Here is a 25,491-nt window from a genome sequence, read left to right as displayed (position 1 = left end):
CTTTAGTGGGCTATACATGCTATAATATAATAATATTGACTATTCTGAAAACAAGAGAAGATGGTGAAATGGGGGATGAAATTGCCATACGATGTAATCGTAGTGGGGGCAGGACTGGCCGGCTTGGTGACCGTTGCGGAACTAGCTGATGCCGGAAAAAAGGTACTTCTTTTAGATCAAGAACCGGAAGCCTCTTTTGGCGGCCAGGCATGGTGGTCATTCGGCGGTCTATTTTTAGTAGACACACCCGAACAAAGAAGGTTGGGGATAAAGGATTCACGTGAACTTGCCTGGCAGGACTGGCTGGGATCGGCCGGCTTTGACCGTGCGGACGATGAAGATTATTGGGGCAAAAAGTGGGCAGAAGCCTATGTTGATTTTGCCGCTGGTGAAAAACGTAAATGGCTCTATGAAATGGGGGTCCGTTTCTTTCCGGTGGTTGGCTGGGCTGAGCGTGGGGGTTATACAGCAGAAGGTCATGGTAACTCTGTTCCCCGTTTCCATATCGTTTGGGGTACAGGTCCCGGTATTGTTAAGCCGTTTGAGGAACGAGTCCGTCAAGCAATGGCGAAAGGGCTTGTTAACTATCGCCCCCGCCACCGTGTGAATGAATTAATAAAAGATAATGGAACGGTAACTGGGGTCCGGGGTGATGTTCTAATCGCTAGTTCCGCCGCTCGTGGGGAAGCGAGCTCCCGGGAGGTTATCGGAGATTTTGAGTTCTATGCCAAAGCAGTTATGGTAACAAGCGGCGGCATCGGCGGAAACCATGAGCTGATTCGCAAAAATTGGCCTTCCCGGTTAGGTGAAGCACCAAAACATATGATTTCCGGCGTGCCAGAACATGTTGATGGCAGGATGCTCGCCATAACCGAAAAAGCCGGCGGCCGAATTGTAAATCGAGACCGAATGTGGCATTATACAGAAGGCATAAAAAACTGGAATCCAGTATGGCCCAACCATGGAATTCGGATCCTCCCTGGTCCCTCTTCCCTCTGGCTTGACGCCCAAGGAAACCGCTTTTCTGCACCAAATTTCCCAGGCTTTGATACGTTGGGAACCCTTGAAGCGATCATGAAATCAGGGTACGATTATTCGTGGTTTATTTTAACTCAGAAAATTATTGAAAAAGAGTTTGCCCTTTCCGGGTCGGAACAGAACCCAGATTTGACAGAAAAGAGCATTAAAAAGGTACTGGCCCGCGTCCTTCCAGGTCCCACTGCACCAGTTAAAGCCTTCATGGATAAGGGGGAGGATTTTGTAATAGCGAAAACGCTGGAAGAATTGGTAACGGGGATGAATAAGCTGACAGGTGATCAGCTCCTCCATATTGATGTAGTAAGACGGCAAATTGAAGCACGTGACAGGGAAATCGATCATAAATTTACAAAAGATCTGCAAATTACTGCTATGCGCGGGGCTCGAAATTATTTAGGGGATAAACTAATTCGTGTAGCACCACCGCATAAGATTCTTGATCCAAAAATGGGCCCGCTCATTGCTGTCCGTTTAAATATTGTCAGTCGCAAAACGCTGGGCGGACTGCAAACAGATTTATCGGGAAGAGTGCTTGATGCTTCAGGCAGCCCGGTGCCTGGATTATATGCTGCCGGCGAGGTATCAGGCTTTGGCGGCGGAGGGATCCACGGTTACCGCTCACTTGAAGGGACATTTGTCGGGGGGTGTCTTTTCACTGGCCGCCAGGCAGGGCGGGCACTTGTACAGGAACTAAATAGTTAGTTTAGTGTTTGTTGCGTTTGTTACTGTTTAAGTTATTTTTCTGAGTTATAGGGCACAATTACCTTTTATTTTGACTGTTCCAACCATGTTTCCCTATCCGCGGGCACAATCAAACTTTATTTTGACCGTTCCTACTATTTTTCTCGATGCGTGGGAATAATTACTCTTTATTTTAACCGTTCTACTTATTTTCCCTGATGCGCGGGCACAATTACCTTTTATTTTAACCGTTCCAACCATGTTTCCCGATCCGCGGGCATAATTAGAATCCAACAACAATAAAGCAGTGGATTTCCCTTCAAAGGACACCCACTGCTTTTTCAAATTAATTCGTAAACATAAACTCCGTCCGGCTGCCCGTTTGACCGGCAATAACTTCTAATCTGACGTCTATTCGCTCTTTTAATTCGGGTACGTGTGAGATGATTCCAACCAAACGGCCGCTGCTTTGAATATCCATTAAGGCTTCAATTGCTTGGTCAAGTGATTCAGGATCAAGCGTACCAAATCCTTCATCAATAAACATCGTCTCCAGCGAAACGCCGCCGGCATAATTTTGCACAACATCAGCTAGTCCCAATGCCAACGACAAGGAGGCCTTAAAGCTCTCGCCACCAGACAATGTTTTAACATGACGCTCTTGACCGGTATATTGGTCAAACACAAGCAATTCCAAACCGCTCTGGGCGTTCCCTTTCGACCGATCTGTCTTCCGCTGTAACAGATAGCGCCCAGAGGTCATCTTTCGCAATCGGACATTGGCTTCGTGTAAAATATCATCCAAGAAAGCAGCCAGAACATATCGTTCAAATGTAATCCGTAAATGATTCTGTCCTCTTGAAATATCAGAAAGGTCACCAATAATACTAAACCGTTCCTCCAGCGCCTTTACCTCGTTATTTAGGCGCTCAACACGCTGATAAATTTCCTCATTATCCCGCTTTTTAACATATAAATCGGTTCTCTCTTGAGTAAGCCTATCAATTTCGGCAGAGAATTTTGCTAACTCCAGCTTAATTCCCTCAACATCCGGCGTTTTCACATCAGCAAGGAGCTCAGTCAGTTCCTTTAAGCGGTCAGATACTGAGCGTAACTCTTCGCGGTAACTGCGGATCTCATCTTGAAGGTTCTGAATTTCTCCTTCTGATTTTTTAGCAGCAGCATAAAGCCCATATTTTTCAAAGCCCTGTTCTGATAATTTGGCAACAAAGATCCCGCGCTCCGTTTCGAGCTCCTGCTGCTTATCAGCATGATGCTTCATTGCATCTTGTAATCTAGCCGTTTCACTAGAGAGCTTTTCCTTCACTACTTGGAGGCTTTTCTGTGCTTCTTCCAGCTGTTTCACTAACCTGTCATAACGATTTCGCAAGGATGCAAACATCCTCTCATATTCCACTTCTGAACGAAGATTTTCCGGAATCACTTTCATCATTCTAGTAAGATCGGTTTTCTTTTCAGTAAACTGAACCGTTAAATCATTCACCAATGCTGACAGCTGCTGAATTTCGGACTGTAAAGCTGTTCTTTCTGACTCTTTTATCTCCATTTCTGACCTGAGGCGATCAAGGAGCTTCATCTGTTCTTGCAGCTTGTGTTGAAGTTGAACTAGCTGAATTTTAGCCGCTGACACCTCCATTTTTACATTAGTCAACTCTTCAACAGTAAAATCTGGACGATGCAGGCATATTTCGTTAAGTAGGTCTTGAACAGCCTCTTTCTGTGCACTTTCTTCCGAACGATACTGATAAAAATTCGCTTCTACTTTTGATTTTTCATTTTCCCATTTTATAGCTTGTTCCTTTGCAGACTTTAAATCTTCTTCCGTTGGAATCTCATTTTCTTGTTCAATCGCCGGTACTGGATGATCCAAAGAGCCACAAACAGGACATGCTTCACCAATACGGAGGTTAGCAGCTAGAATGGCTGCCTGACCATGGATCCATTTTTTCTCCAACTCTTCGACAATGGCTTTAGCATCTTGATAACGAGCCAATGTATTTTCGAATCGGCCGGTAGTGGTAACTAGGTTTTGTTCTGCCTTTTGATGACGTGCCAGCAATGTTTCTAGTTTTTCGAGCCTGGCAAGATCAACGTTAAGTTTTTCCAACTTGCTTTCATTTTCTAAAAATAGTAACTTTCCTCTTTCGATTTCTTCTTTTTGGGCCTTTAACGTACTGATTCGTTCATCTAATTGCTGAAGTCTCTGTTCATGATTGACTATCTTTTCCTTTGCTTCCCTGAGCTCGGCATCCTTCTGTTTTGTCTCATTGAGCAATGCCGAAAAAGAGTAAACATCTTCCTTCATACTTACCAATCGATTCACTTCGTCGAGTACAGACTGACGCTCACCCTCACGCTCCTGCTCTCTTTTCAGCTGCTGTTCAGATTGCTTAGAAAGTCCATTTAGTTTTTCAATCTCGGCAGTAATCACATTTATATTTCCCTGAAGCTGGTCTGCCTCCCGTTTTAACCGGTGGCATAATTCCTCTTGTTTCGCTAATAGTGCAGCTTTTTGCGCCCGCTGAACTTGGATCTCTTTCTCTGTGTACTCGTCTTCTTGAGCGAGTAAACGAGTCATTTTCCCTTTTAACTCCTCTTTTGTTTGAAGCTGTTTCAGGATTGCCTCTGCTTCGTAAAGCTGTTCCTTTAATTTGTCTTGGGCTTGTACCTTGTCTGTTAATTGACTAGCTAATTGTTCAAGTTTATCGACCATGCCGACAATTTCTGCTTGTAAAAGCGGCATGATGATGGTGTGATTTTCTGGGTCCGTTTCTAGTGCTTGAGCGAGCTCATCATTTGTAAATGGATGGATTCGGCGCAGGGCTTCATTTCGAGATTTCTCCGTTTCTTCCACTGTCTTTTTCAATTCACTTGCTTCCTCTTTCAGCTTTTCTTCTATTAATTTATAAAGCTGAGTGTGAAACAGACGCTGCAGAATCACTTCTTTATCCTTACTGTCTGACGTTAATAGCTTGCGGAATTCTCCTTGTGGAATCATTAGGATTTGCCGAAATTGATTGGCATCAATCAGCATGATTTCTTTAATTTTTTCCTCGACATCACTTGTTTTCGATGCGAGTAATGTTCGTTCTCCTTCTGCATCCCACGTATATAATTCCGCTTTCGCGCCAATCGTGGTAAAGCCATCGCCTCTGTCTTTCTTTTTTAGCTGCTGAGGTGAACGGGTAATGGAATAGACTTTGTTACGCAGAGAAAAGTCCAGAGAAACCTCTGTTAACAGCTCATCCGTTGCGAATTGGCTGCGGAGTTCGGGTCCATTTCGGTCTTCCCCGCTTGCTTTTCCGTAAATGGCGTAACTAATTGCGTCAAAAATGGTCGTTTTTCCTGCGCCAGTTTTTCCAGAGATGACAAACATGGTCCGATTTCCAAGCTGGTTAAAATCAATTTCCTCTTTGCCTGCATATGGACCGAATGCCTGCATCGTTAATTTCAAAGGTTTCATCTATTCCCCTCCTCTCGTAATACTTTTTCAATGATTTCGGTCATTACGGCTCTTTTTTTCGTTGTAAATTCAGAGGTTGTCATGTCTGTATAAAATTGTTCGAACAGATCAATCTCAGACTTTTTCTCGCTTTTTAGGGCGATGTAGGATTGTTTTTTCTTACTGTCTGTCAGCTCTATCTTTTTTTCTAAATGAAGAACATTTGGATAAACCTGACGCAATTTATTTATCGGATCGAGCAAGGCCCCTTGATCCAGCAGAGTAATTTTTAGATAATCATCCACTTGCTCATTTCCATAAAAGTTAGGGTCAAGTAATTCTTCAATATGTCCTTCAATCTCTCGCATATCATGTTTTGGTGTTAGTGAGCGATATCGATGCGTGAAATTTCCTTTTTCGTCCATTTCAATGATGGATATTGACTTTCTTTGCTTTGCTTCAGAAAACGAATACTTTAAGAGAGAACCTGAATACTTCACGTTCTCGTGGTTGATGGCATCCGGACTATGGAGATGTCCAAGGGCTGTATAGGAAAAGGGAGCGAATAATTCTGCTCCAACACAGCCTGAACCGCCAACAGATAGTATCCGTTCAGAATCTGAAGTTTGGCCGCCCAGAACAAAGGCATGTCCCACTAAAACGTTTGGTTCATTCGGGTTCAAGGTCTCTTCTATTTTTCCAATCAGAGCCTTCATCGCCTCTTGATGCGAATGAATAGAATCATCATCAAGGAGCTGGCGAACAACGCCCGGCTCTGCATAAGGAACAAGGTAAAAATTAACTCCATTAACCTGAAAGGGCTTGAAGTTCGTTGAAAGTTTACCGGTCAAGTAAAATTGACTATGTTTATACCATGAACTGCCGAAGGAGAGACGCTCTGCACTGTCATGGTTTCCAGCAATGGCTACAACAGGTGTTTTTAGCTCAACATTAATTTTAAAAAGAATTTCATCTAATAACTCAACCGCATCCGTCGGCGGTACAGACCTGTCATAAAGGTCACCGGCAATGACAACCGCATCTGGCTTCTCTTCTTCCACGATCGAAACAAATTGTTCAAGTGCAGCACGTTGATTTTCCGTCATATAGACACCGTGTACTAATTTACCTAGATGCCAATCAGCAGTGTGAATAAATTTCATTTAGGTCACCTCTTGCATATTCGAATACTCCTATTATAGCAAAATACCAATTGTAATGAGCTTGGAAATCACTTGTATTTGAACAATAAAAAACAGCCTGGACAAATGTCTCAGGCTGTTGAGATTGTAGTTTTTGGTAGAATTACTTCTTTGTTACGTTAGCAGCTTGTGGTCCACGAGCTCCTTCAACAACTTCGAAAGAAACTTCTTGACCTTCTTCTAAAGTTTTGAAACCTTCTGTTTGAATGGCAGAATAGTGAACGAATACGTCGTTTCCGTCTTCTGCTTCAATGAATCCAAAACCTTTTTCTGAGTTAAACCATTTTACTTTACCGTTTTTCATGTAAAAAAATCCTCCTATTGGCTTACAATTAAGCCATGTGTAAAATTCACCAAAGTACAACGTGATAGCTTTACTTTCATTTCCTCATCCAAACATCAGTTAAAACTTTGAACAAGCTGTAACATAAATCTAATCTCGTGTTCAACGGCTGTCTAAAATTTATCATTTCTATTAAAATATGTCAAGAAAGGGCTTTATGACACAGTTTTACAAGGTTCTGCAAATCTCTATTTCTATCTTGTTCATTCTACCTTTCTATAAGCCGAAATAAACAAGTTTTGTCGTATTTTGAAGAAAAATAGTTAGACGGATGTCCATTGTATTACCTTTAAGCTTCTTATCTACTACTATCTTATTGCTGTTTTCTTGTAGTGGGTGTCAATACAACCTGCCGATCAATTTTACCAAGGCGGCATTTAACCCATTTAACCCTATCCTTCACCAATAACTCGAGGCCGATATAGGTTAACGATGGAATGTCGGCAAACAACTTTTTAACCTCCCATTTCAACTCATTCTGTCCACAAATGCTATGACGATTAATGTGATTTACTTCTTCCTTAATCCTGGCCATTTCAAGTTTTTGTTCCTCTTCAGGCAGAAGGACCAGTTCCTCCAAACGCTTTAAAAATTCCACAGACTTATGTATCTTTAATGCTACTTCATCATGGACATCTTTTGTAATGATGTTGTGTTTGTATTTAAATTCATTTAATTTTAAAGCTGAATCATAGGTCGATCGGACGATATCCTCCCTTGTCATTTTATTTGTTTCATAACTGAGCATATGTTTCCAGGAAGGCTGTTTCATCGCACTTCGGAAATCCTCAAGTGTATGGCAAAACTTTTTATAACCATATTTTTCGGGATTTTCAAATGCCGGACTACCAGGATCAAGAAATGGTGATAAAGGTGCGACAAAATAAGAAAGTCTTGTATCCTCACCACATTCTTTGTGAATAATTTCACAAAAGTCCACATTACGCATCGCACTTTCATAATCTTGATTAGGGATCCCTGTCATAAAGAACAAATCTATTTTGGCACAATTTTGTTGCAAAGCAAATTGAAGCATTTCGATTACCTTTGAATTTGTACATGGAAGCTTTCCGTTATATTTACGAATCTCCTCATCGGCTGATTCAAGTGTCAATTCAATACTGTATTTAGGGATTGCTTTGTTTAAACGTTTAAAAAATTCTTCATCAGCATAGTTAAATAATTCAAAGACGATTTCATTCTTAAGTTCCATCTGCTCTAAGCCGGTGAGAAACTCATCCACGTATTCCTTCCCACCCTGCCGAATATCATTTAATAAAAAAATAGGTGCTCTGGTAAAACGTTGAATTAAGGCAATATCTTCGAGCATTTTCTTTGGTGAGCGCATGACGAGTTTTTTTCGATTGCAGTTCAACTCATAAGCATCTTTCGATCCGCCGCATATTAAACAATTATAGGTACAGCCCTTAGATGTTAAGATCGCTGTATTTGGATACTGAAGCCAGCCTTTGTATGGCAAGGGATCAAGGAGATTAAAATATTTGAAAACAGAGCGAATGATATAGCGATATCCAGGCAGATTAAATTCATCTAAACTATCCGGCACATAACTCATTTCATTATAAAAATAGGAATCTCCCTTTTTCCAGGTTAGATTTGGAATATCAGCATAATCCTCTGAACTTTTTTTCTCCAGTGTATTCAACAACATAAGGACTAATTTTTCTGTAGTATCACCGCGGACAACAAAATCGATACATGGATACTTAATCAGTTCTTTGTGAAAATAAGTACTTGAAAGTCCGCCAAATAAGACAGGCGTTCTCGGATGAAATTTTTTAATGACTTTTGCCAGCTCGACACTTCCATGTGCATGCGGGAGCCAATGGAGGTCGATACCGAATGCTTTCGTCTTAATTTTTTTGATCTTTTTTTCTACATCGAAATTTGGATTGAGCAGCATCCGGTTAGCAATATTGATAATTTTCACCTTTAAACCAAACCGTTCAAGATAATCACCAATACTCGTTAAACCGATGGGATACATTTCAAACACGGGTGATGATGGAACCACATCAGAAATTGGGCCAGTAAACAGCATTTCTTTACGAAAATCATAGACCGTCGGGGGATGCAGTAAAACCAAGTCATACATTTTGGGTCACCTTCCTATATTACTATATTGGTATCAACTTCATAGTAATACAAATTTAACCAATTCATCCAACTAAGATATTACAATTTTAAAACCAATAATTTAAATTTTTGTATTTTTTATAAAAAATCTACGTCTAATTCCATATAAAAAGCCGAAGATATTAAATCTTCGGCTGTGGCAAAACTTCTTCTTCCTCTTCCTTAAACTTATCGAGGATCGTAATCGTATCTACCAAATGATTATTAAAAATTTGGCGGGCAACGGCCAGAAGTTCAATAATCATAGGATCCTTCAAAGTATAAATGACCTTATTTCCTTCCTTTGTACCTGAAACAATATTTTTCGCTCGTAGTATGGTCAGCTGTTGTGAGACAGCAGAACCTTCGCTGCCAACAAGGGTTTGAATTTCATTGACATTCTTATCCCCTTCTGCCAGCAGCTCCAAGATACGAATTCTTAATGGATGGGCAAGTGCCTTAAAAAATTCCGCTTTAAATTGCTGCATTTCTAAATTCAAGTCATCACTTCCTCTTATCTAAAAGGTGGCTGTTAATTTTGCCCGATTTTCCACAACCTCTTTCGCTGACAGTTGTTTACATTCTCTAAAAGCAAAATGCTTGCAGCCAAGGCATTTATTTTCATTTATCTGTGATAATCCATATTGAATGGCATCCCCTGTATGTTCAAAAAAATGGTCCTGCCCGATTAAATCAAATAAACCTGTCTTTTTCAGAACACTTTCCGGCTGCGCATTCAATCCTGATACCAACACTATACCATTTTTAGCAAAATGTTTCACAATACTTGCTAGGATTGCTTCCCCGGTTGTATCCATTAGCGGCACCTTGCTCATCCGCAAGAGAAGGATTTTAGGGCGATAGTTAATGGTTTCCATAATAGTCTTCTCAAATGTTTGAGCTGCCCCAAAGAATAATGGGCCTTCTACATTAAAGATACTAATTTGCGGGCAATCATGGGTATCTGTCACCATGGATGTTTCAACTTTTCCTTGTCGATTCTGTGGATTAGGCAGCGCCTTCGCCGTTGTAGTTACATCACTCATTCGTTTTACAAACAGGATCGCAGACATCACTAACCCAATTTCAACGGCCGTTGTTAAGTTCACAAATACAGTCAGGAAAAAGGTAACCAAAAGCACAATTGAATCCGTTGATCTTGTTTTCGCAATGTGTGCAAATACCTTTCGTTCGCTCATATTCCAAGCAACCACCATTAAAATGGGTGCCATACTCGCAAGCGGTATATAAGATGCCTTTGGGGCAGCGAATAATAAAACGAGTAGGACCACGATGCCATGGATAATTCCAGAGAACGGGGAAACTGCTCCATTTTTGATATTTGTCGCAGTCCGTGCTAATGCCCCTGTGGCTGGAATACCGCCAAAAAGCGGGGTAATCATGTTTGCTATCCCTTGACCTATCAATTCCTTATTACTGTTATGTCGGCTATTGGTCATTCCGTCTGCTACAACAGCAGAGAGGAGGGATTCGATTCCTCCGAGCATCGCAATCACAAACGCCGGCTTTAGCAGCTTTGTGATTGTATCCAGATTTAATTCAGGTACATGTATATGTGGTAAAGTACTAGGAATTTCCCCATATGCTGTACCAATTGTTGCTACTTGACCAGGATAAAATAATGCAGCCACAAATGTTGAAACCAATAGTCCAATTAACGGACCGGGAATTTTTGGCGCGATTTTGGGCGTTACTAATACCATCAATAAACAAATCCCTGCCGTAAGCAAACTAAATAGATTCATTGAATCTAAGTGAATAAAGATTTCCTTTAGGTTGAGAATAAATTCTTCATGCTTTTTGATTCCTGTTAATCCTAGAAAACTAGCAATTTGTCCAGTGAAAATCGTAACCGCAATTCCTGCTGTAAACCCGATTGTTACGGGTCTAGGGATCCATTTTATTAATGAGCCTAAGCGGAATATCCCCATTAGTGTTAAAATAATCCCCGCCATAAATCCTGCGATAAGAAGATTTTCATAACCATATGACATGACGATTCCAAATAAAATCGGGATAAACGCTCCAGTTGGTCCACCGATTTGGTATTTTGAACCGCCAAGAAGAGAGATTAGAATCCCAGCTACGATAGTCGTATAGATTCCATATTCCGGCTTAACCCCTGAAGCAATGGCAAACGCCATCCCTAAAGGAATAGCAATCACACCAACAATTAAACCTGAAAGCAAATCCTTTTGAAAACTTCCTGCTGAATAATGTTGGAACCTCTTGTCAATAAACATAATAACCCTTCTTATCGTCTTATTTTAGTATATCTGATTATTTGAATATAGAGGAATACAGAGTAATATTCAAGTAGTTTACCTAAAAAGTTTTGCTTGTTTTTCCGATTATTATCGTGTTATAATGATTAAGCGATGAGCTGAGTTGTGTAAGCCGAGAAACATTCCTTTCTGGAGCACACTATGTGGAGTGTGGTTTTTCGCCTCAATACGCAAAGACGCCTGTATATACAGGCGTCTTTTTTTATGGAAAAGCGGAATCGCACGGTTAGCGGCGTATAGACTGGAACGCTTCGACTGTGATAAAGGAAACACGCAGAGCATAAGCTTTTCCGTGTTGACTTATCATGGGGAATAGCGCGAAAAGGTTATAATGCTCCCTGTTTTGTTAAATTTAAAATTAGCACTTTTTTCCTAAATTTCTTATAATTAAAATAGGCTTTTATTTTATTTACATGTGGAGGGATCAGAATGAATAACCACCAAATCGATTTTAAGCTATATGGCGATGATATGCAGTTTGTCGAGGTCGAACTTGATCCGCAAGAGACAGTTGTGGCGGAAGCGGGCAGCTTTATGATGATGGAAGACGACATACATATGGAGACGATATTTGGGGACGGGTCCGGCGGCGCGGGCAGCGGTCTAATGGGCAAATTGTTTAGTGCCGGCAAACGGATTATTACAGGCGAGAGTCTGTTTATGACAACCTTTACTAATACTGGCGTTGGTAAAAAGCATGTTTCATTTGCATCCCCCTACCCTGGTAAAATTATTCCCATGGATTTAAGTGAACTAGGCGGCAAAATTATTTGTCAAAAGGATGCCTTTCTAGCAGCTGCTAAAGGGGTTCAAGTAGGGATTGAGTTTCAACGAAAAATCGGCGTAGGCTTTTTCGGCGGTGAAGGCTTCATCATGCAAAAACTAGAAGGCGACGGCATGTGTTTTGTTCACGCTGGAGGTACAATCGTTCGTAAAGAGCTCCTCCCAGGCCAGTCACTTAAAGTAGATACCGGTTGTTTAGTCGCGATGACCAGTAATGTACACTATGATATCCAGTTTGTAAAAGGAGTTAAGACAGCCTTGTTCGGCGGTGAAGGCTTGTTCTTTGCAACGTTACGAGGACCAGGTTCTGTATGGATTCAATCCCTGCCATTTAGCAGGCTGGCAAGCAGAGTATTTGCTGCTGCCCCATCACGCGGCGGTGCTAAAGATGAAGGCAGTCTTGCACGGGGAATTTTTGATATGTTTAATGGAGATTAATATATCAGGCAGGGTCGAAATAGGGACCCTGCTTTTTTATGTTTCCATTTGTTCATAAAGGCAAGGCTAAATGAACAGCTATCCTTCCACCTTCCTCCGCCCAACAAATTCAAAGTCATTACCTAATGAAGGTTCGACTGAAACCTGTTTTACTTTTTTCCTTTTCCGATACTTTTTCAGTACGTCCCGTCCATTTAAATTTTCCTCTAATTCCTTTTTAATCATATTTACGACCCCGATCACCACAAAGTAGCTAATGATCGGAGCTAAAATCGCCCATGGTGCCCGGATAAATTCACTGAAGTTTTGACCAATTAAACCTGCCCATTCATTCGATAACGTCGCTGGCTTTGGCGGTTCATCATACCCCATAACCCCTGCCCGGTTACGGCCTCCTAAAAACATCCCAAATAGGCCAAGCTGCATCGTAATGTGCAGTGTACTGATAATCTGCTGAACGGTAAACAAGATACCATACGAACGGATATGCGGCCATAATTGTCGCCTAATGATATGCAGTTTGCCTGCCCCCATTAAATAGGAACTTTGTATATAGGTCGTTTTTAACAGATCATCCGTAACATCTGAAGCAAACAGCGTTACCGAAGGGATGCCAATAAAAACGAGAATGATAATTTGATAGGTGACTATAGAAGAAATCGCAACAACATTAAAATCCCCAGCTATCGGCAGCATTAAAATAAAGCCTAAAAGGACAGATGGAATGTAACGGAAAATTATAAACAGATCCTGTATATAGCTTTTTAAAAAAGGGACCCAAAATGAGAGAATCAGGCCTAAAACCCCGCCGACCAGAACCCTAATGAAGGCTACGCCCAATGCTGTGATAAGCGTAAACTTTGCCCCGTATACTAATAGCCAATGTATATCTTCACCATTTCGATCAGTTCCCAGCAGATGTTTTGCTGAAGGAGGAAACGGTGCACGTCCAACAACATCACCCTGCTCGTTTGTAACAATTACCTGATGATTAAAATCCTTTGGACCATAATAAGGGTATAAAAGACTAAGCATTAATAGGACGAACAAAAAGCTGAAGCCAATAATAGTTTTTCGAAACATTTTCATAGATTTGCTTCCTCCTTTCCTTTCATCTTTGTCGATAAGTACCAGCCCACTGTCTCAATAACCAGCAATGGACTCGTTAACATAAGCAAAAAGATAACAAGAGTCGTGATATTCCCACCTAAAGAAACTACTTTTAATAATTGTTGATTAAACCCGTTGATATTTAAGATCATTTCTACTAAATAAATATTGGATAATAACACCCAGACAATGGTTCTTAATTGAACAATGGCAAGCGGAAAAATGTTCCTCATGATATGTACCAGCAGTACCCTGACCTGCCCTATCCCCTTCGCTTTTGCATATTCCACATAGGGCTCATTTTGTTCATCGGTAATGATCTTGATTAAAAATTGCAGCATTAAAAATAAGGGCAAAAACGAGACTGTCATAGTCGGCACAAAATATGGTTTATTCCCAAAGACTCCATAAAGTTGTAAAAATTTCAAACCGGTTGTTTTATAAAGGGTTATTACAAAAAACATAAATAAAAAAATAATCAGTAAATCCGGTACACCCTCAAAAAAATTGATGATATTTTTTAACACGTTCCTCATTTTAGGCGGTGAAAGCATGACAACAATGGCCATGCACACGGCTGAAATGATGACTATTATGAAACTCAGCATTAAAATGGTCATCGTATAACGATAGCTTTTCATTATATCTACCGTATGGAGGAACTCCCAATATCTTGGATCATGTATCCTGATAAGACTATAAAAATCATATTGAACATAGCTCCAAAATGTATGTATATGGATTTGAACCCTGTCTTCCCCGATTCCTAATAAAGAGGGTAAATTAAAGACAACAAGAAAACTTACTAGTATTAGCATAATCCTAATTACTATACGGAATAACCGTTTCATTTCATCCCCCATCCCTTATAAATTTGCTTTTTCCTTAATTTCCCTTTATACATTGTAACCTATTTTTCCTAATATTCTCAATTCAAAATCCGGTGAATAAAAAAAGCATGCATATTTTATGCATGCCACGAAACAAAAAACTACTTAATTAGAAGTTCGTTTAATTTTTCCGAAGCTCGCTTTCTTTTTAGATTAAAAGATTGCCAAGTATGACTCTCCGCTTGGAATTCGATATGTTTGTCACGTAAAATCTTTTCTAATTTAGGGATGGGTTCATCGCGTTCATATAGTTCTACTAATCCGAGCACCCCGGTTGACGATAAACTACTGAGATAGTAAGCATCAATTTTACTGGTTTCTTCAAACCGGTTGATATTTTCCTTTACCACAATTCGATCTAAATCCATTATGTTTATAGTCGTGTAGTAAATCAATGCCGTGATAAAATAAAAGTGAAACAGGGACAGTTTTTCCACCCAAATCTTGACCAATGTATAGGTAAAGATAACAACAAGAAAGATCATAAAGGAATGAACTAAAACCCTGGTGAAGGTAAACCCATAGGCTTCCTCATACATTCCTAATCGTAGGAAAGCGGAGCTGAGCAAAACCGCGCTCGAAAGAACAAGAATGGTCAGCAAAATCTGCCGCATTCTTCTGATTCCATTTTTCCCGCTTTCCCCAAACGATAGAACCGCGATGGTGATTGATAAATTGATTAACGTCACAAAAAGCAGTTCAAAAAAACCTTTTCTCGCATATTCTGCGTAAGTATAATCCCCTTGCAGGCTGCCGCTGAAGAAATAACGAAATTGAACGATCGTAAATAGGATATAAACCAGATTAATTAAGACCAGAACGGTTACCGAAATAATCGTATCAAGCTTAACCGATGCCTGCCAATCCTGCTGGTTTATAGCTTCCATTTGTTTTTTTACCATCACCTGCATCAACCCAAAGAAAGCACCCATACAAATAAGAACAACAACTAGTCTCATGACCCCTTCTGCATCTACCACTTGAAACAGATCAGGAATCCCCCCAACAATCAGCGCAAACTGGCTATCAGCGGTCATCAACAGCTGCAATACGACCGCTAGAACAGGTAAAGAAATGACAATCCCAATCAAGATCTTTTTCCAAATTAACAGCTTATGATCGTCAACACCGTTCTTTGCAGATTTTCCAAATGATGCCGTAAAGGCCGCATTATATTTTATAGCGTCTATAAGTTTTTTGAAGATATAAAGAATAAATGTCGGCTGGTTCCAACGGAAATGTTTTGGGCTGGTTACTAGCACAAGATGAAAGATAACCAATGTTGGTATCCCCACGATATTCAAAATGTAAAAAAGGATGTTTTCATTCAATACATAACCCGCGGCTAATAACCAAATACAGATTAAAACCAGATAGCCTAAGCGCTGATGGGAAAAGGAAAAACGTCTGTATTTCCAAAAAAACACCGCATAAAACGCCATGATAAAGATAAGATAAGAAATTCCAATTAAACCCCTGAAAAAAGATTCTTCCGCTAAAACCCCAAGCAGCAAGCATAAAAATAAAAACAGCCAATCTTTTTTGTTTACGTTTATTTCCATTGTCTATCCCTCACCTTAGTATAGAAATTCTATATATATAGTTTTACTAGGTATATAAGCAAAAAAAACTGCTTATATCGAAGCATTCCTTCCCCACCGGTATCCGAGCAAGCTTACCGGATAAAGAATTATCGTGAAAATGATACAAGCAATAATAAAGGTTTTTGTTAGAAGCGGAGCGAACCAGGAATGCGGAATAATTTCAAATACTGTCAAAATCATCAGTACGATATTGGGAATCAATGCTAATAAGAAGGTTTTTCTTAAAAGTCTTCGTCCTCCATGTCCAAAGCCCTTGCCAATTTCGTAACCGAGCAATGCCCAAAAAAACAGGTATAAAAAGGCAATTAAAGTTGGAATGGATGTTAAATGACCCCAAAGAGCCGTTAACCAACTCCATTCATAAAGATTATGGGCGAGTGTTATTATACTTCCGCCGCCAAAAAAGACAATGTTTAGTAAGATAAAAAGCCACTTCATATTACTTGGAGTAACAGACAACTCTTCCTGCCACATTGCGGCAATTTCCGAAGGGCTTCCAAGCCTTGAAACAAGTCGGTCCATCACTTGCTCTTCTGTTGAACAATCGGAAGTTTCCAGCAGAATTTCATCAATATGGGCCTCATATTCTAAGAGAATACTCTGCCTATCTTGATGGCTGCCAAGTCCTTTATCTAATTGTCTGAGAAAATCACTCTTCGGCCGTTCCATGTTTTGATCTCCCTATTACCTTGTTCATTACTTTAACGAAATCCTGCCATTCACGCGTTTTTTCGCTTAACAGGTCTCTTCCCCCATCGGTAATCCGATAGTACTTACGTGCTGGTCCCTTTTCCTGTTCCACCCAGTAGCATTCAATGTATTCTTGTTTTTCAAGTTTATGAAGCGCAGGATATAAAGTGCCTTCCTTTACGCTTAGGCCATTGTCACTGCGTTGTTCTAACTCTTTTACTAATTCATAGCCATACATATCGCGCTCATTTAATAATTGAAGAAGGATTAGGGAAGTGCTGCCCTTTACTAATTCACGATTAAACATTTTTTCACCTACCTAGAATTTTTAGGTACATAGAAATTCTATAGCTTTTTTGCTTCATTGTAAAGTAGGTTTTACCGTTTTTTTATATGGCTGTGATAATCTAAAGGATTTCCTGCACCTAGCGGCTTTGCTCTCGGCGTGCGTGCAGGAGTCCTCGCCGCCTTCCACTCCAATTATTATGTTAAAATTCAACAATGTCTCTGACACAGCCTAAAAAATAAAAGTGACGATATGTTCGCCACTTGTCCAATCGTTATTTCATTTTTAAATTCTTTTTCTGTCTTTGTATGAATTGATCGCGCTCGCCGCCATCAGATAATTCCTCGGAAAATTCATGATCTGGTTCTTTCCCGACAAATTCACCTGTTTTTAACGTCTTCGGAGCTAAATTATTATTGGGGGCTGACTGTTCATTCCAATCTTTCATAAATATCACCTCCATCATAGTATTCTTTATTTCCGTTACTTTATGCCAAAACAAAAGCGTTTGGAGGGCTCCAAACGCTTTTGTTTTAATTTAAATAATCATTTTTTTATTTTCATTTAGATTTAATTCCTGTACAGCTCCCCGTTCCAATTCGCGGTTCTTTTTGATTTTAAAATGGTAGATTATATAACATGCTACGACAAAAGGAACGCCTAAATATAGGGCTAAACGCTGTTCAGAATCAAACGCTAAACTTGCCAAAACCAGACAATTTAAGGTTAACCCTATTATTGGCAAGATCGGGAACAGTGGTGTCCTAAACTTTAAATCCTGAACGTTTCCACCTTCACGAATAAATTTCCTGCGGAAGGCTATTTGTGAAGCCGTAATCGAAATCCAGCCAACCTGGGCACCCAGTCCAGCCACCGATAACAGCCAAACAAAAACAGTTTCTTCGGCGAAAAAGCCTGATAATAATGATAATAGTGCAATTCCAATGGTTAAAACAAGCGCGTTAAAGGGAACCCCTTGTTTATTGACTTTAGCCAGCCTATCACTTGCCATCTTTTCTTTTGACATCGCATACAACATCCTTGTTGCCGCATAAAGGCCAGAGTTAGCAACTGAAAGTAGCGCAGTTAAGATAACAAAGTTCATAATGTCGGCTGCATATGGAATACCGATACTGTCAAATACGACGACAAATGGGCTTTCGACAACCCCTGCTTGTTTCATAGGGATTAAGCTTGCTAAAACAAAGATGGCTAGGACAAAGAAAAACAATGTACGCCAAACGGTTTGTTTAATCGATCTCGGAATCGTTTTCTCGGGCTCTTCGCTTTCTCCTGCAGCAATCCCAATAAGTTCCGTTCCTTGAAACGAAAAGTTAACGGTTATCATCGTAATTAAAAGGGCGGTAAATCCATGTGGTAACAATCCATGGGCCGTGAAATTGGAGAAAAATGGCGCGGATTGTCCACCCTTCAGGCTAATCAATCCAAACATAGCAGCACCGCCCAGAACAATGAATGCTAAGATTGCGAAAATTTTAATACTCGAAAACCAAAATTCAGTTTCGCCAAATGCACGGGCGGAAAGTGCGTTAAGGGAAAAGAGAATGATGGCAAAAATGGCACACCATATCCAAACAGGTGAATCAGGGAACCATCTCTGCATGAGCTGACCGGCAGAAAGTAATTCCAATGCAACAGTTACGGACCAGCCTAGCCAATACAGCCAGCCTAGTGCAAATCCTGTGCCAGGGCCAATAAACTTTGTGGTATAGGTTTGAAATGAGCCGGAAACCGGCATTGCGACCGATAATTCCCCTAAGCAAAGCATCGTTAAGAACATAATAAAGCCGCCGACAACGTAGGAAAGAATCGCACCCATTGGACCGGCCTGACTAATCGTATAGCCAGAACCCAAGAAAAGTCCTGAACCAATAACGCCTCCTAAAGAAATCATGAACAAATGCCTCGACTTCATCGTTCGTTTTAATTCATGTGTGGTCTTGTTTTCTTGTAAATTCATTAAGTTTCCCCCTTTTATCTAACCGAGAATACGCTTACAATATTCTCCATCCCATTCCATCTAGAAAAGGAAACATTCAACAGAAATTCACTTTCTGTTGATAAAGATCTTAGCCGCCCCATCCTTTTCAACGACAAAATCTTTTTAATTTTTTCACTTTTCCAATCATTATATTGCAATTTTTGTGCCAAATATAAAAACGCTAATATGTGAACATTTTTTGACCTGATCTGCCAATTTTTTTGGCATTTTTGATAAAAATTTTGCATATTATATGCAAAAATCCTCTTTCCAGCCAATGGAAAGAGGATTCCTCGATCAATCACTACCCGTAATAATTAAATCATCCTTTATTACTGCCAAGGCAGTTTCAGCATCCACTTTTTGGCCGTCCTTCACATTTAACGAAGTGATATGTCCGCTAATGCCAATCGAAATTTCTTCAATTTTACCGTTGTGAGCTCTAATTAAAAACAATTTCTCCCATTCATATACATGGCTGTCTTTTTCAGTTAATACTTTTTCAACGGTACCAGAACATGGACTGTAAACAGTTTCTTCAATCCTTGGCAAGTTGTTCACTCCTCATATTTTAAATTTCGTATTGACAAACGAAATATTTTTCTATACCCAGCCACGGAAGCTGGACGCCTCTGCTACTTTTCTAATTCCCACCATATAGGCTGCTAAGCGCATATCTACTTGATGTGCCTTGGCCGTTTCATAGATCGTTTCGAAGGATTTAGTCATTACCTTTACTAGTTTTTCAGCTACTTCTTCCTCAGACCAGTAATAGCCTTGATTGTTCTGAACCCATTCAAAATAAGAAACGGTTACACCTCCCGCACTTGCCAATATATCGGGAACTAGCAAGACGCCGCGTTCCGTTAAGATTGTAGTTGCCTCTAGTGTGGTTGGCCCATTAGCAGCTTCCACCACTATCGAAGCCTTAATATTGGCAGCATTTTGCGCTGTAATCTGGTTGGAAATAGCCGCAGGAACAAGAATGTCACAATCTATCTCCAACAGTTCTTGATTGGTAATGGTTTCGGTAAATAATTGCGAGAATGTCCCAAAGCTGTCTCTTCTATCAAGCAAGTAATCAATGTCAAGACCATTTGGATCGTAAATACCGCCATATACGTCAGAAACAGCTATCACCTTTGCACCTGCATCATGCATAAATTTAGCTAGGTAACTACCAGCATTCCCAAAGCCTTGAATGACCACACGAGCACCTTTTAATTCCTTACCTTTTTTCTTTAAAGCTTCTTCGATACAGATCGTTACGCCAGCTGCTGTGGCTGTTTCACGGCCTTTTGAACCTCCAAGGACTAAGGGTTTTCCGGTAATAAAGCCTGGTGAATCAAACTCGCGTAAACGGCTGTATTCATCCATCATCCATGCCATGATTTGCGAATTAGTATAGACGTCCGGTGCAGGAATATCTTTCGAAGGCCCAACAATTTGGCTGACCGCCCGTACATATCCACGGCTGAGTCTCTCTAGCTCTCTAAAAGACATTTGCCTTGGATCGCAAATAATTCCACCTTTACCACCGCCATATGGAAGATCGGTAATACCGCACTTTAGACTCATCCAAATCGATAATGCCTTAACCTCTTCTTCATCCACCTCTGGATGAAAGCGGACGCCGCCCTTTGTTGGTCCTACAGCATCATTATGCTGTGAACGGTAGCCTGTAAAAACTTTAACCGTACCATCATCCATTCTGACAGGAATTCGAACCGTCAATAAACGAAGCGGATCCTTTAAAAGCTCATACATTTCGTTTGTATACCCTAACTTATTTAATGCTTTTCGGATCACTGTTTGTGTAGAATAAAATAAATTTAACGACTCTTGTTCCTTCTGTTGTTCCTTTGACATTTCATCAACCAATTGATTCGCAGGCATCTATGCCACCCCTTATTATACTAGAGTTATATTTTTAGGATAAAACCGTTTGAATTTTTTCAATAGCCCAATCAATTTCTTCTTTCGTAATAATGAGTGGCGGTGCAAAGCGAATAACAGTATCATGGGTTTCTTTACATAATAACCCTGCTTCTTTTAATTGTTCGCAATAGGGTCTTGCTTCTTCGGTTAATTCCACTCCAATAAACAAGCCTTTTCCACGGATTTCTTTAATGATTGGATTGCTAATCGCTTTTAATTGGTCAAGGAAATACTTTCCTAAATCAAGTGAACGTTCTGTTAGATGTTCGTCCTCAATAACCTCTAAGGCAGCAAGTGAAACGGCGCAAGCAAGCGGGTTTCCTCCAAATGTGGAACCGTGAGAACCTGGATTAAATACACCCAAAACGTCAGAGTTTGCAACAACACATGAGATTGGGAATACTCCGCCTCCGAGGGCTTTTCCTAAAATCAGCATATCTGGCTCAACATCTTCCCAGTCACAGGCAAACATTTTTCCCGTACGAGCTAAACCAACTTGAATCTCGTCAGCTATAAATAATACATTATTTTCTTTACACAATTCAGAAGCTTGTTTTAAGAATCCTTCAGGAGGTAATAGGATTCCCGCTTCCCCCTGTATAGGCTCGATTAAAAATGCCGCTGTATTCGGTGTGATGGCTTCCTTTAATGCCTCTAAATCACCATATGGAACTAATTTAATACCTGGAAGCATTGGACCAAATCCACGTTTGTACTCTGGATCTGATGATAGCGACACAGCTCCCATAGTCCTGCCATGGAAATTCCCTATGCAGGCAATGATTTCAGCTTGGTTTTCAGCAATACCTTTTACATCATAACCCCAGCGGCGTGCTGCTTTAAGAGCGGTTTCAACTGCTTCCGCACCTGTATTCATTGGAAGTGCCATATCTTTATTTGTTAGTTTACAAATTTTTTCATACCATGGACCAAGCTGGTCATTATGAAAGGCACGAGATGTCAGCGTAACTTTATCTGCTTGATCTTTCAACGCCTGAATAATTTTCGGATGGCGGTGCCCTTGATTCACAGCTGAATAAGCACTAAGCATATCCATATAGCGATTGCCTTCTGGACTTTCCACCCAAACACCTTCTGCTTTTGCAATCACGATTGGCAGTGGATGATAGTTATTTGCCCCATATTTATTTGTTTGTTCAATAATTTCTGTCGTTTTAGTTGTAACTGTCATGTTCGTTTCCCCCTTTATTCGTAGAGAGCATCAAGAGATGCCCTCGCTTTATCAATTTAGAGCATTTCTGAAGTGGTTTTTGCCTGCATGTGAAGCAACAAGTAATCCGGTCCGCCGGCTTTTGAATCGGTTCCAGACATATTGAATCCGCCAAATGGCTGATAGCCTACAATAGCACCCGTACATGTACGATTAAAATAGAGATTACCTACGTGGAATTCTTGTCTTGCCCTTTCAATGTGCCCGCGGTTATTTGAAATAAGCGCTCCTGTTAAACCATAATCAGTGTTGTTGGCAATTTTCATCATATGATCAAAGTCACGCGCCTTACAGAAAGTTACCACTGGTCCGAAAATCTCTTCCTTCATAAGGCGGGCATCCTCGTCCAAGTCAGCGAGTATGGTTGGTTGAATAAAATAACCCTTGGAGTCATCCCCTTCGCCGCCTGTCATTAATCTGCCTTCTTCTTTTCCAATTTCAATATAGCTCATGATCTTTTTGAATGATCTTTCGTCAATAACTGGTCCCATGTAAGTTTCTTGTAATTCTGGATTACCAATCGTAAGTGTTTTTGTTAGCGCAACCGCCTTTTCAAGGACAACATCATACACATCCTGGTGAACAACAGCACGGGATCCAGCTGAACATTTTTGACCTGAGTACCCAAATGCTGAGTAGACGATTGAAGCTGCAGCAAGATCCAAATCCGCTTCATTATCGACCACAACGGTGTCTTTACCACCCATCTCGGCAATCACACGTTTTAACCAAATTTGTCCTGGATTTACTTTTGCAGCACGTTCATATATACGGCAGCCTACTTCGCGCGAACCTGTAAACGATACAAATCGAGTTTTCGGATGATCTACTAAGTAATCACCAATTTGAGCACCGCTGCCAGGTACAAAATTCAGAACTCCTTTTGGCAGTCCAGCTTCATGCATCAGTTCTACAAATTTTGCAGCCACGATTGGTGTGGAATTAGCCGGTTTTAAAAGAACCGTGTTTCCAGAGACAATTGCTGCAACCGTTGTACCTGCCATAATTGCAAGCGGGAAGTTAAATGGTGAAATGATGATTCCCACACCAAGCGGGATGTAATTGAATTGATTATATTCTCCTGCCCGGCTTTTTACAGCTACACCTTCTTTAATGCTTAACATTTGTCTGGCATAATACTCGATAAAATCAATAGCTTCAGCAGTATCTGCGTCTGCTTCCTTCCATGGCTTCCCTGCTTCTTTTACTAGATAGCTAGAGAATTCATGTTTACGGCGGCGAAGCATTGCAGCCGCACGGAAAAGGATATTGGCACGATGTTCTGGGCTCCATGTTTTCCAAGTTTCAAACGCTGCTAATGCTGCTTGCATCGCTTTTTCAGCTAGTTCTTGACTTGCCATTGAAACACTGCCAATAACCTCTTCTTTATTGGCGGGATTGATTGATTGAATTTTTTCTTCAGTTGTGATAGATTCGCCGTCAATGATAACTGGGTAGTGTTTTCCAAGTTCGCTTTCGACAAAGGCAAGTGCTTCTTTAAAAGCCTGTATATTTTTTTCTTCCGTAAAATTAGTGAAAGGTTCATGTGAGTATGGATACATTGTTTTTCCCCCTTTTGTTGTTCGTAAAAGTATATTGCAAGTTCCGTGCCAACTTGAATTTTGCAGTTAAATAGCTTTTTTATGGTAGTAAGAGCCAATTATTTTTGCGCAAAATTTAATTTTTTCAATAAAACAGCAAAATTATTTTGCGTTAAGATGTTTTCTTTGCTTTAATAGATACATATAGGAAGAACAAGGGGATTAGAAAAAATGGAAAAATCAAAGAATGATTTGATCTATTTAACGAGGATGTATAAGAGGATATTGGACGAGATCGATGTTGGAGTCCATGCAGTCGATGAGACTGGTAAAACCATTATTTATAATAAAAAAATGATGCAAATGGAATCAATGGATCTTCAGGATGTTATCGATAAAAACCTTCTGGACGTGTTTATATTTAAAGATGACCAATCTAGTACACTAGTAAAAGCACTCCAAGAGGGAAAAGAAACGAGTAACGTAAAGCAGACCTATTTTAATAATAAAGGACGAGAAATTACCACAATTAACAACACAATTCCGATCTTTTCTAATCAAGAACTACAGGGAGCAGTGGAAATTGCTAATGATGTAACGAAGCTCGAACGCTTAATAAAGGGCAACATGAGAAAAGGGACTACTAAATACACCTTTGATCATATTATCGGGACCAGTCCTGCTATAAAAGAAGTAATAGAATCGGCTAGACGTGCGACAAGAACCTCATCCTATGTATTGATTGTTGGAGACACCGGCACGGGTAAAGAACTTTTCGCCCAAAGTATTCACAATGCCAGTGATCGCTTATCGGGGCCGTTTATTTCGCAGAATTGTGCGGCTTTGCCGGATAACTTAATTGAGAGTCTTCTGTTCGGCACAAAACGCGGGGCATTCACAGGGGCTATGGATACCCCAGGGTTATTCGAACAAGCGAACGGCGGAACATTGCTTCTTGATGAAATTAACTCCTTAAATATGAACCTTCAAGCAAAACTGCTCCGAGTCCTTCAGGAAAAAATGATTAGAAGGATCGGTGATACAAAGGACACACCTGTAGATGTCCGGGTCATAGCTAATATGAATGAGGATCCGATTGATGCAGTTGCAAATAATCGGATGCGAAAGGATTTATATTATCGGCTTGGCGTAGTAACGATTTTTGTTCCACCTTTAAAAGATCGTAAAGAAGATATTCCGTTATTAGTCGAGCATTTTATAGAAAAATATAATGAACGATTTCAAATGCAAGTAAAAGGTTTATCGGAAGAGGTCAAACAATCGTTCTACGATTATGATTGGCATGGAAATGTGCGGGAACTCGAGCATATTATTGAAGCAGCCATGAATATCATGATGGATGGTGAAGACTTTATCATGTACCGCCATTTGCCATACCAGTATCGAAATAAAATGCAGATGAAAGAACGAATGATGCCCCTTTCAACAGTTGATACGTTTATGAAAGAAACGGGGGACGTTACGGTTCCATTAAAAGAGCAACTGGAGTTATTTGAAAAAACCTATATTGAGCATGTACTCAAGAAAAATGAGTTTAATATTTCCAAAACGGCAAAGTTGCTGGGATTAAGCCGTCAGAGCTTACAGTATCGATTAAAGAAATTAAATTTTGAGGTAAATAATTAATATTCTCTGCCATAAGAGGGGTTAAAGATAACGAACGTTGACTTTCACGAGCCAGAGTTCGTTATTTTTTTATTTTTTTGGCTGTGTTAAAGGATGTTGTAGATTTTAGCACGTTGATTGGAGCGGAAGGCGGCGAAGACTCCTGCGGGAGTACGGGGCTGG

At 40.3% G+C, this 25,491-nt stretch carries 20 protein-coding genes; 3 read left to right on the top strand and 17 right to left on the bottom strand.

Annotated elements, in window-relative coordinates; all coding sequences use genetic code 11:
- Positions 1-81 precede the first annotated feature (81 nt).
- The gene (locus V7077_RS05480; protein WP_335499155.1) at positions 82-1,740 is read left to right on the top strand and encodes an FAD-binding dehydrogenase; all 1,659 of its coding nucleotides are present in this window, start codon (positions 82-84) and stop codon (positions 1,738-1,740) included.
- Positions 1,741-2,065: 325 nt separating this feature from the next.
- On the opposite strand, the gene V7077_RS05475 is transcribed toward V7077_RS05480, so the two are convergent.
- The 6 genes from V7077_RS05475 to V7077_RS05450 form a co-directional block, all read right to left on the bottom strand.
- Positions 2,066-5,203 (bottom strand): SMC family ATPase, encoded by a 3,138-nt coding sequence (locus tag V7077_RS05475; RefSeq protein ID WP_335499153.1) that lies wholly within the window; start codon positions 5,201-5,203, stop codon positions 2,066-2,068.
- Entirely contained in the window at positions 5,200-6,345 is a 1,146-nt protein-coding gene (locus V7077_RS05470) for an exonuclease SbcCD subunit D (protein ID WP_335499151.1), read from the bottom strand. Before V7077_RS05470 ends, V7077_RS05475 begins: the two co-directional genes overlap by 4 nt.
- A gap of 142 nt (positions 6,346-6,487) precedes the next feature.
- Positions 6,488-6,688, bottom strand: a complete 201-nt coding sequence (locus V7077_RS05465; RefSeq protein ID WP_007083969.1) for a cold-shock protein — start codon at positions 6,686-6,688, stop codon at positions 6,488-6,490.
- 352 nt (positions 6,689-7,040) lie between these two features.
- Positions 7,041-8,843 (bottom strand): TIGR04190 family B12-binding domain/radical SAM domain protein, encoded by a 1,803-nt coding sequence (locus tag V7077_RS05460; RefSeq protein WP_335499149.1) that lies wholly within the window; start codon positions 8,841-8,843, stop codon positions 7,041-7,043.
- 163 nt (positions 8,844-9,006) lie between these two features.
- Complete coding sequence (locus V7077_RS05455) at positions 9,007-9,363, bottom strand: ArsR/SmtB family transcription factor (RefSeq protein WP_215046265.1); 357 nt, start codon at positions 9,361-9,363, stop codon at positions 9,007-9,009.
- An 18-nt stretch (positions 9,364-9,381) separates the two neighbouring features.
- Complete coding sequence (locus V7077_RS05450; RefSeq protein WP_335499146.1) at positions 9,382-11,127, bottom strand: SulP family inorganic anion transporter; 1,746 nt, start codon at positions 11,125-11,127, stop codon at positions 9,382-9,384.
- 471 nt (positions 11,128-11,598) lie between these two features.
- Between V7077_RS05450 and V7077_RS05445 the strand changes: the two genes are divergently transcribed.
- Entirely contained in the window at positions 11,599-12,390 is a 792-nt protein-coding gene (locus V7077_RS05445; protein WP_335499143.1) for a TIGR00266 family protein, read from the top strand.
- A gap of 78 nt (positions 12,391-12,468) precedes the next feature.
- Here V7077_RS05445 and V7077_RS05440 read toward each other — a convergent pair whose 3' ends face one another.
- From V7077_RS05440 to pruA, 11 genes are all read right to left on the bottom strand, one after another.
- Positions 12,469-13,479, bottom strand: coding sequence for an ABC transporter permease subunit (locus V7077_RS05440; protein ID WP_335499140.1), 1,011 nt, complete (start codon positions 13,477-13,479; stop codon positions 12,469-12,471).
- Positions 13,476-14,351, bottom strand: coding sequence for an ABC transporter permease subunit (locus V7077_RS05435; protein WP_335499137.1), 876 nt, complete (start codon positions 14,349-14,351; stop codon positions 13,476-13,478). Before V7077_RS05435 ends, V7077_RS05440 begins: the two co-directional genes overlap by 4 nt.
- A 140-nt stretch (positions 14,352-14,491) precedes the next feature.
- Positions 14,492-15,952 carry a DUF4153 domain-containing protein gene (locus V7077_RS05430; protein WP_335499135.1) on the bottom strand — a complete coding sequence of 487 codons (1,461 nt, stop codon included), beginning with the start codon at positions 15,950-15,952 and terminating at the stop codon, positions 14,492-14,494.
- A gap of 72 nt (positions 15,953-16,024) precedes the next feature.
- Entirely contained in the window at positions 16,025-16,663 is a 639-nt protein-coding gene (locus V7077_RS05425; protein WP_335499133.1) for an HAAS signaling domain-containing protein, read from the bottom strand.
- Complete coding sequence (locus tag V7077_RS05420; RefSeq protein WP_335499130.1) at positions 16,644-16,991, bottom strand: PadR family transcriptional regulator; 348 nt, start codon at positions 16,989-16,991, stop codon at positions 16,644-16,646. Before V7077_RS05420 ends, V7077_RS05425 begins: the two co-directional genes overlap by 20 nt.
- Before the next feature lie 253 nt (positions 16,992-17,244).
- Entirely contained in the window at positions 17,245-17,418 is a 174-nt protein-coding gene (locus V7077_RS05415) for a hypothetical protein (RefSeq protein WP_335499128.1), read from the bottom strand.
- Between the two features lie 90 nt (positions 17,419-17,508).
- A complete protein-coding gene (locus V7077_RS05410; RefSeq protein WP_335499125.1) occupies positions 17,509-18,951 on the bottom strand; it encodes an amino acid permease in 1,443 nt (480 codons plus the stop codon).
- Between the two features lie 318 nt (positions 18,952-19,269).
- A complete protein-coding gene (locus tag V7077_RS05405; protein WP_335499123.1) occupies positions 19,270-19,524 on the bottom strand; it encodes a hypothetical protein in 255 nt (84 codons plus the stop codon).
- 51 nt (positions 19,525-19,575) lie between these two features.
- Positions 19,576-20,841, bottom strand: coding sequence for a Glu/Leu/Phe/Val family dehydrogenase (locus V7077_RS05400; protein ID WP_215046411.1), 1,266 nt, complete (start codon positions 20,839-20,841; stop codon positions 19,576-19,578).
- Positions 20,842-20,902: 61 nt separating this feature from the next.
- A complete protein-coding gene (locus tag V7077_RS05395; RefSeq protein ID WP_335499121.1) occupies positions 20,903-22,102 on the bottom strand; it encodes an ornithine--oxo-acid transaminase in 1,200 nt (399 codons plus the stop codon).
- 56 nt (positions 22,103-22,158) lie between these two features.
- Entirely contained in the window at positions 22,159-23,703 is a 1,545-nt protein-coding gene (gene pruA / locus V7077_RS05390; protein WP_335499119.1) for an L-glutamate gamma-semialdehyde dehydrogenase, read from the bottom strand.
- Positions 23,704-23,952: 249 nt separating this feature from the next.
- Here pruA and V7077_RS05385 point away from each other — a divergent pair, with 249 nt between their 5' ends.
- Positions 23,953-25,329 carry a sigma-54 interaction domain-containing protein gene (locus V7077_RS05385; protein WP_420489614.1) on the top strand — a complete coding sequence of 459 codons (1,377 nt, stop codon included), beginning with the start codon at positions 23,953-23,955 and terminating at the stop codon, positions 25,327-25,329.
- Positions 25,330-25,491: the final 162 nt, after the last annotated feature.

Origin of the sequence: Neobacillus vireti (assembly GCF_036962465.1) — a bacterium.
GTDB classification, from domain to species: Bacteria; Bacillota; Bacilli; order Bacillales; family Cytobacillaceae; genus Neobacillus; species Neobacillus vireti_B.
Note: the sequence above shows the minus strand (reverse complement) of the source record. Positions and strands in the feature narration are given on the sequence as shown.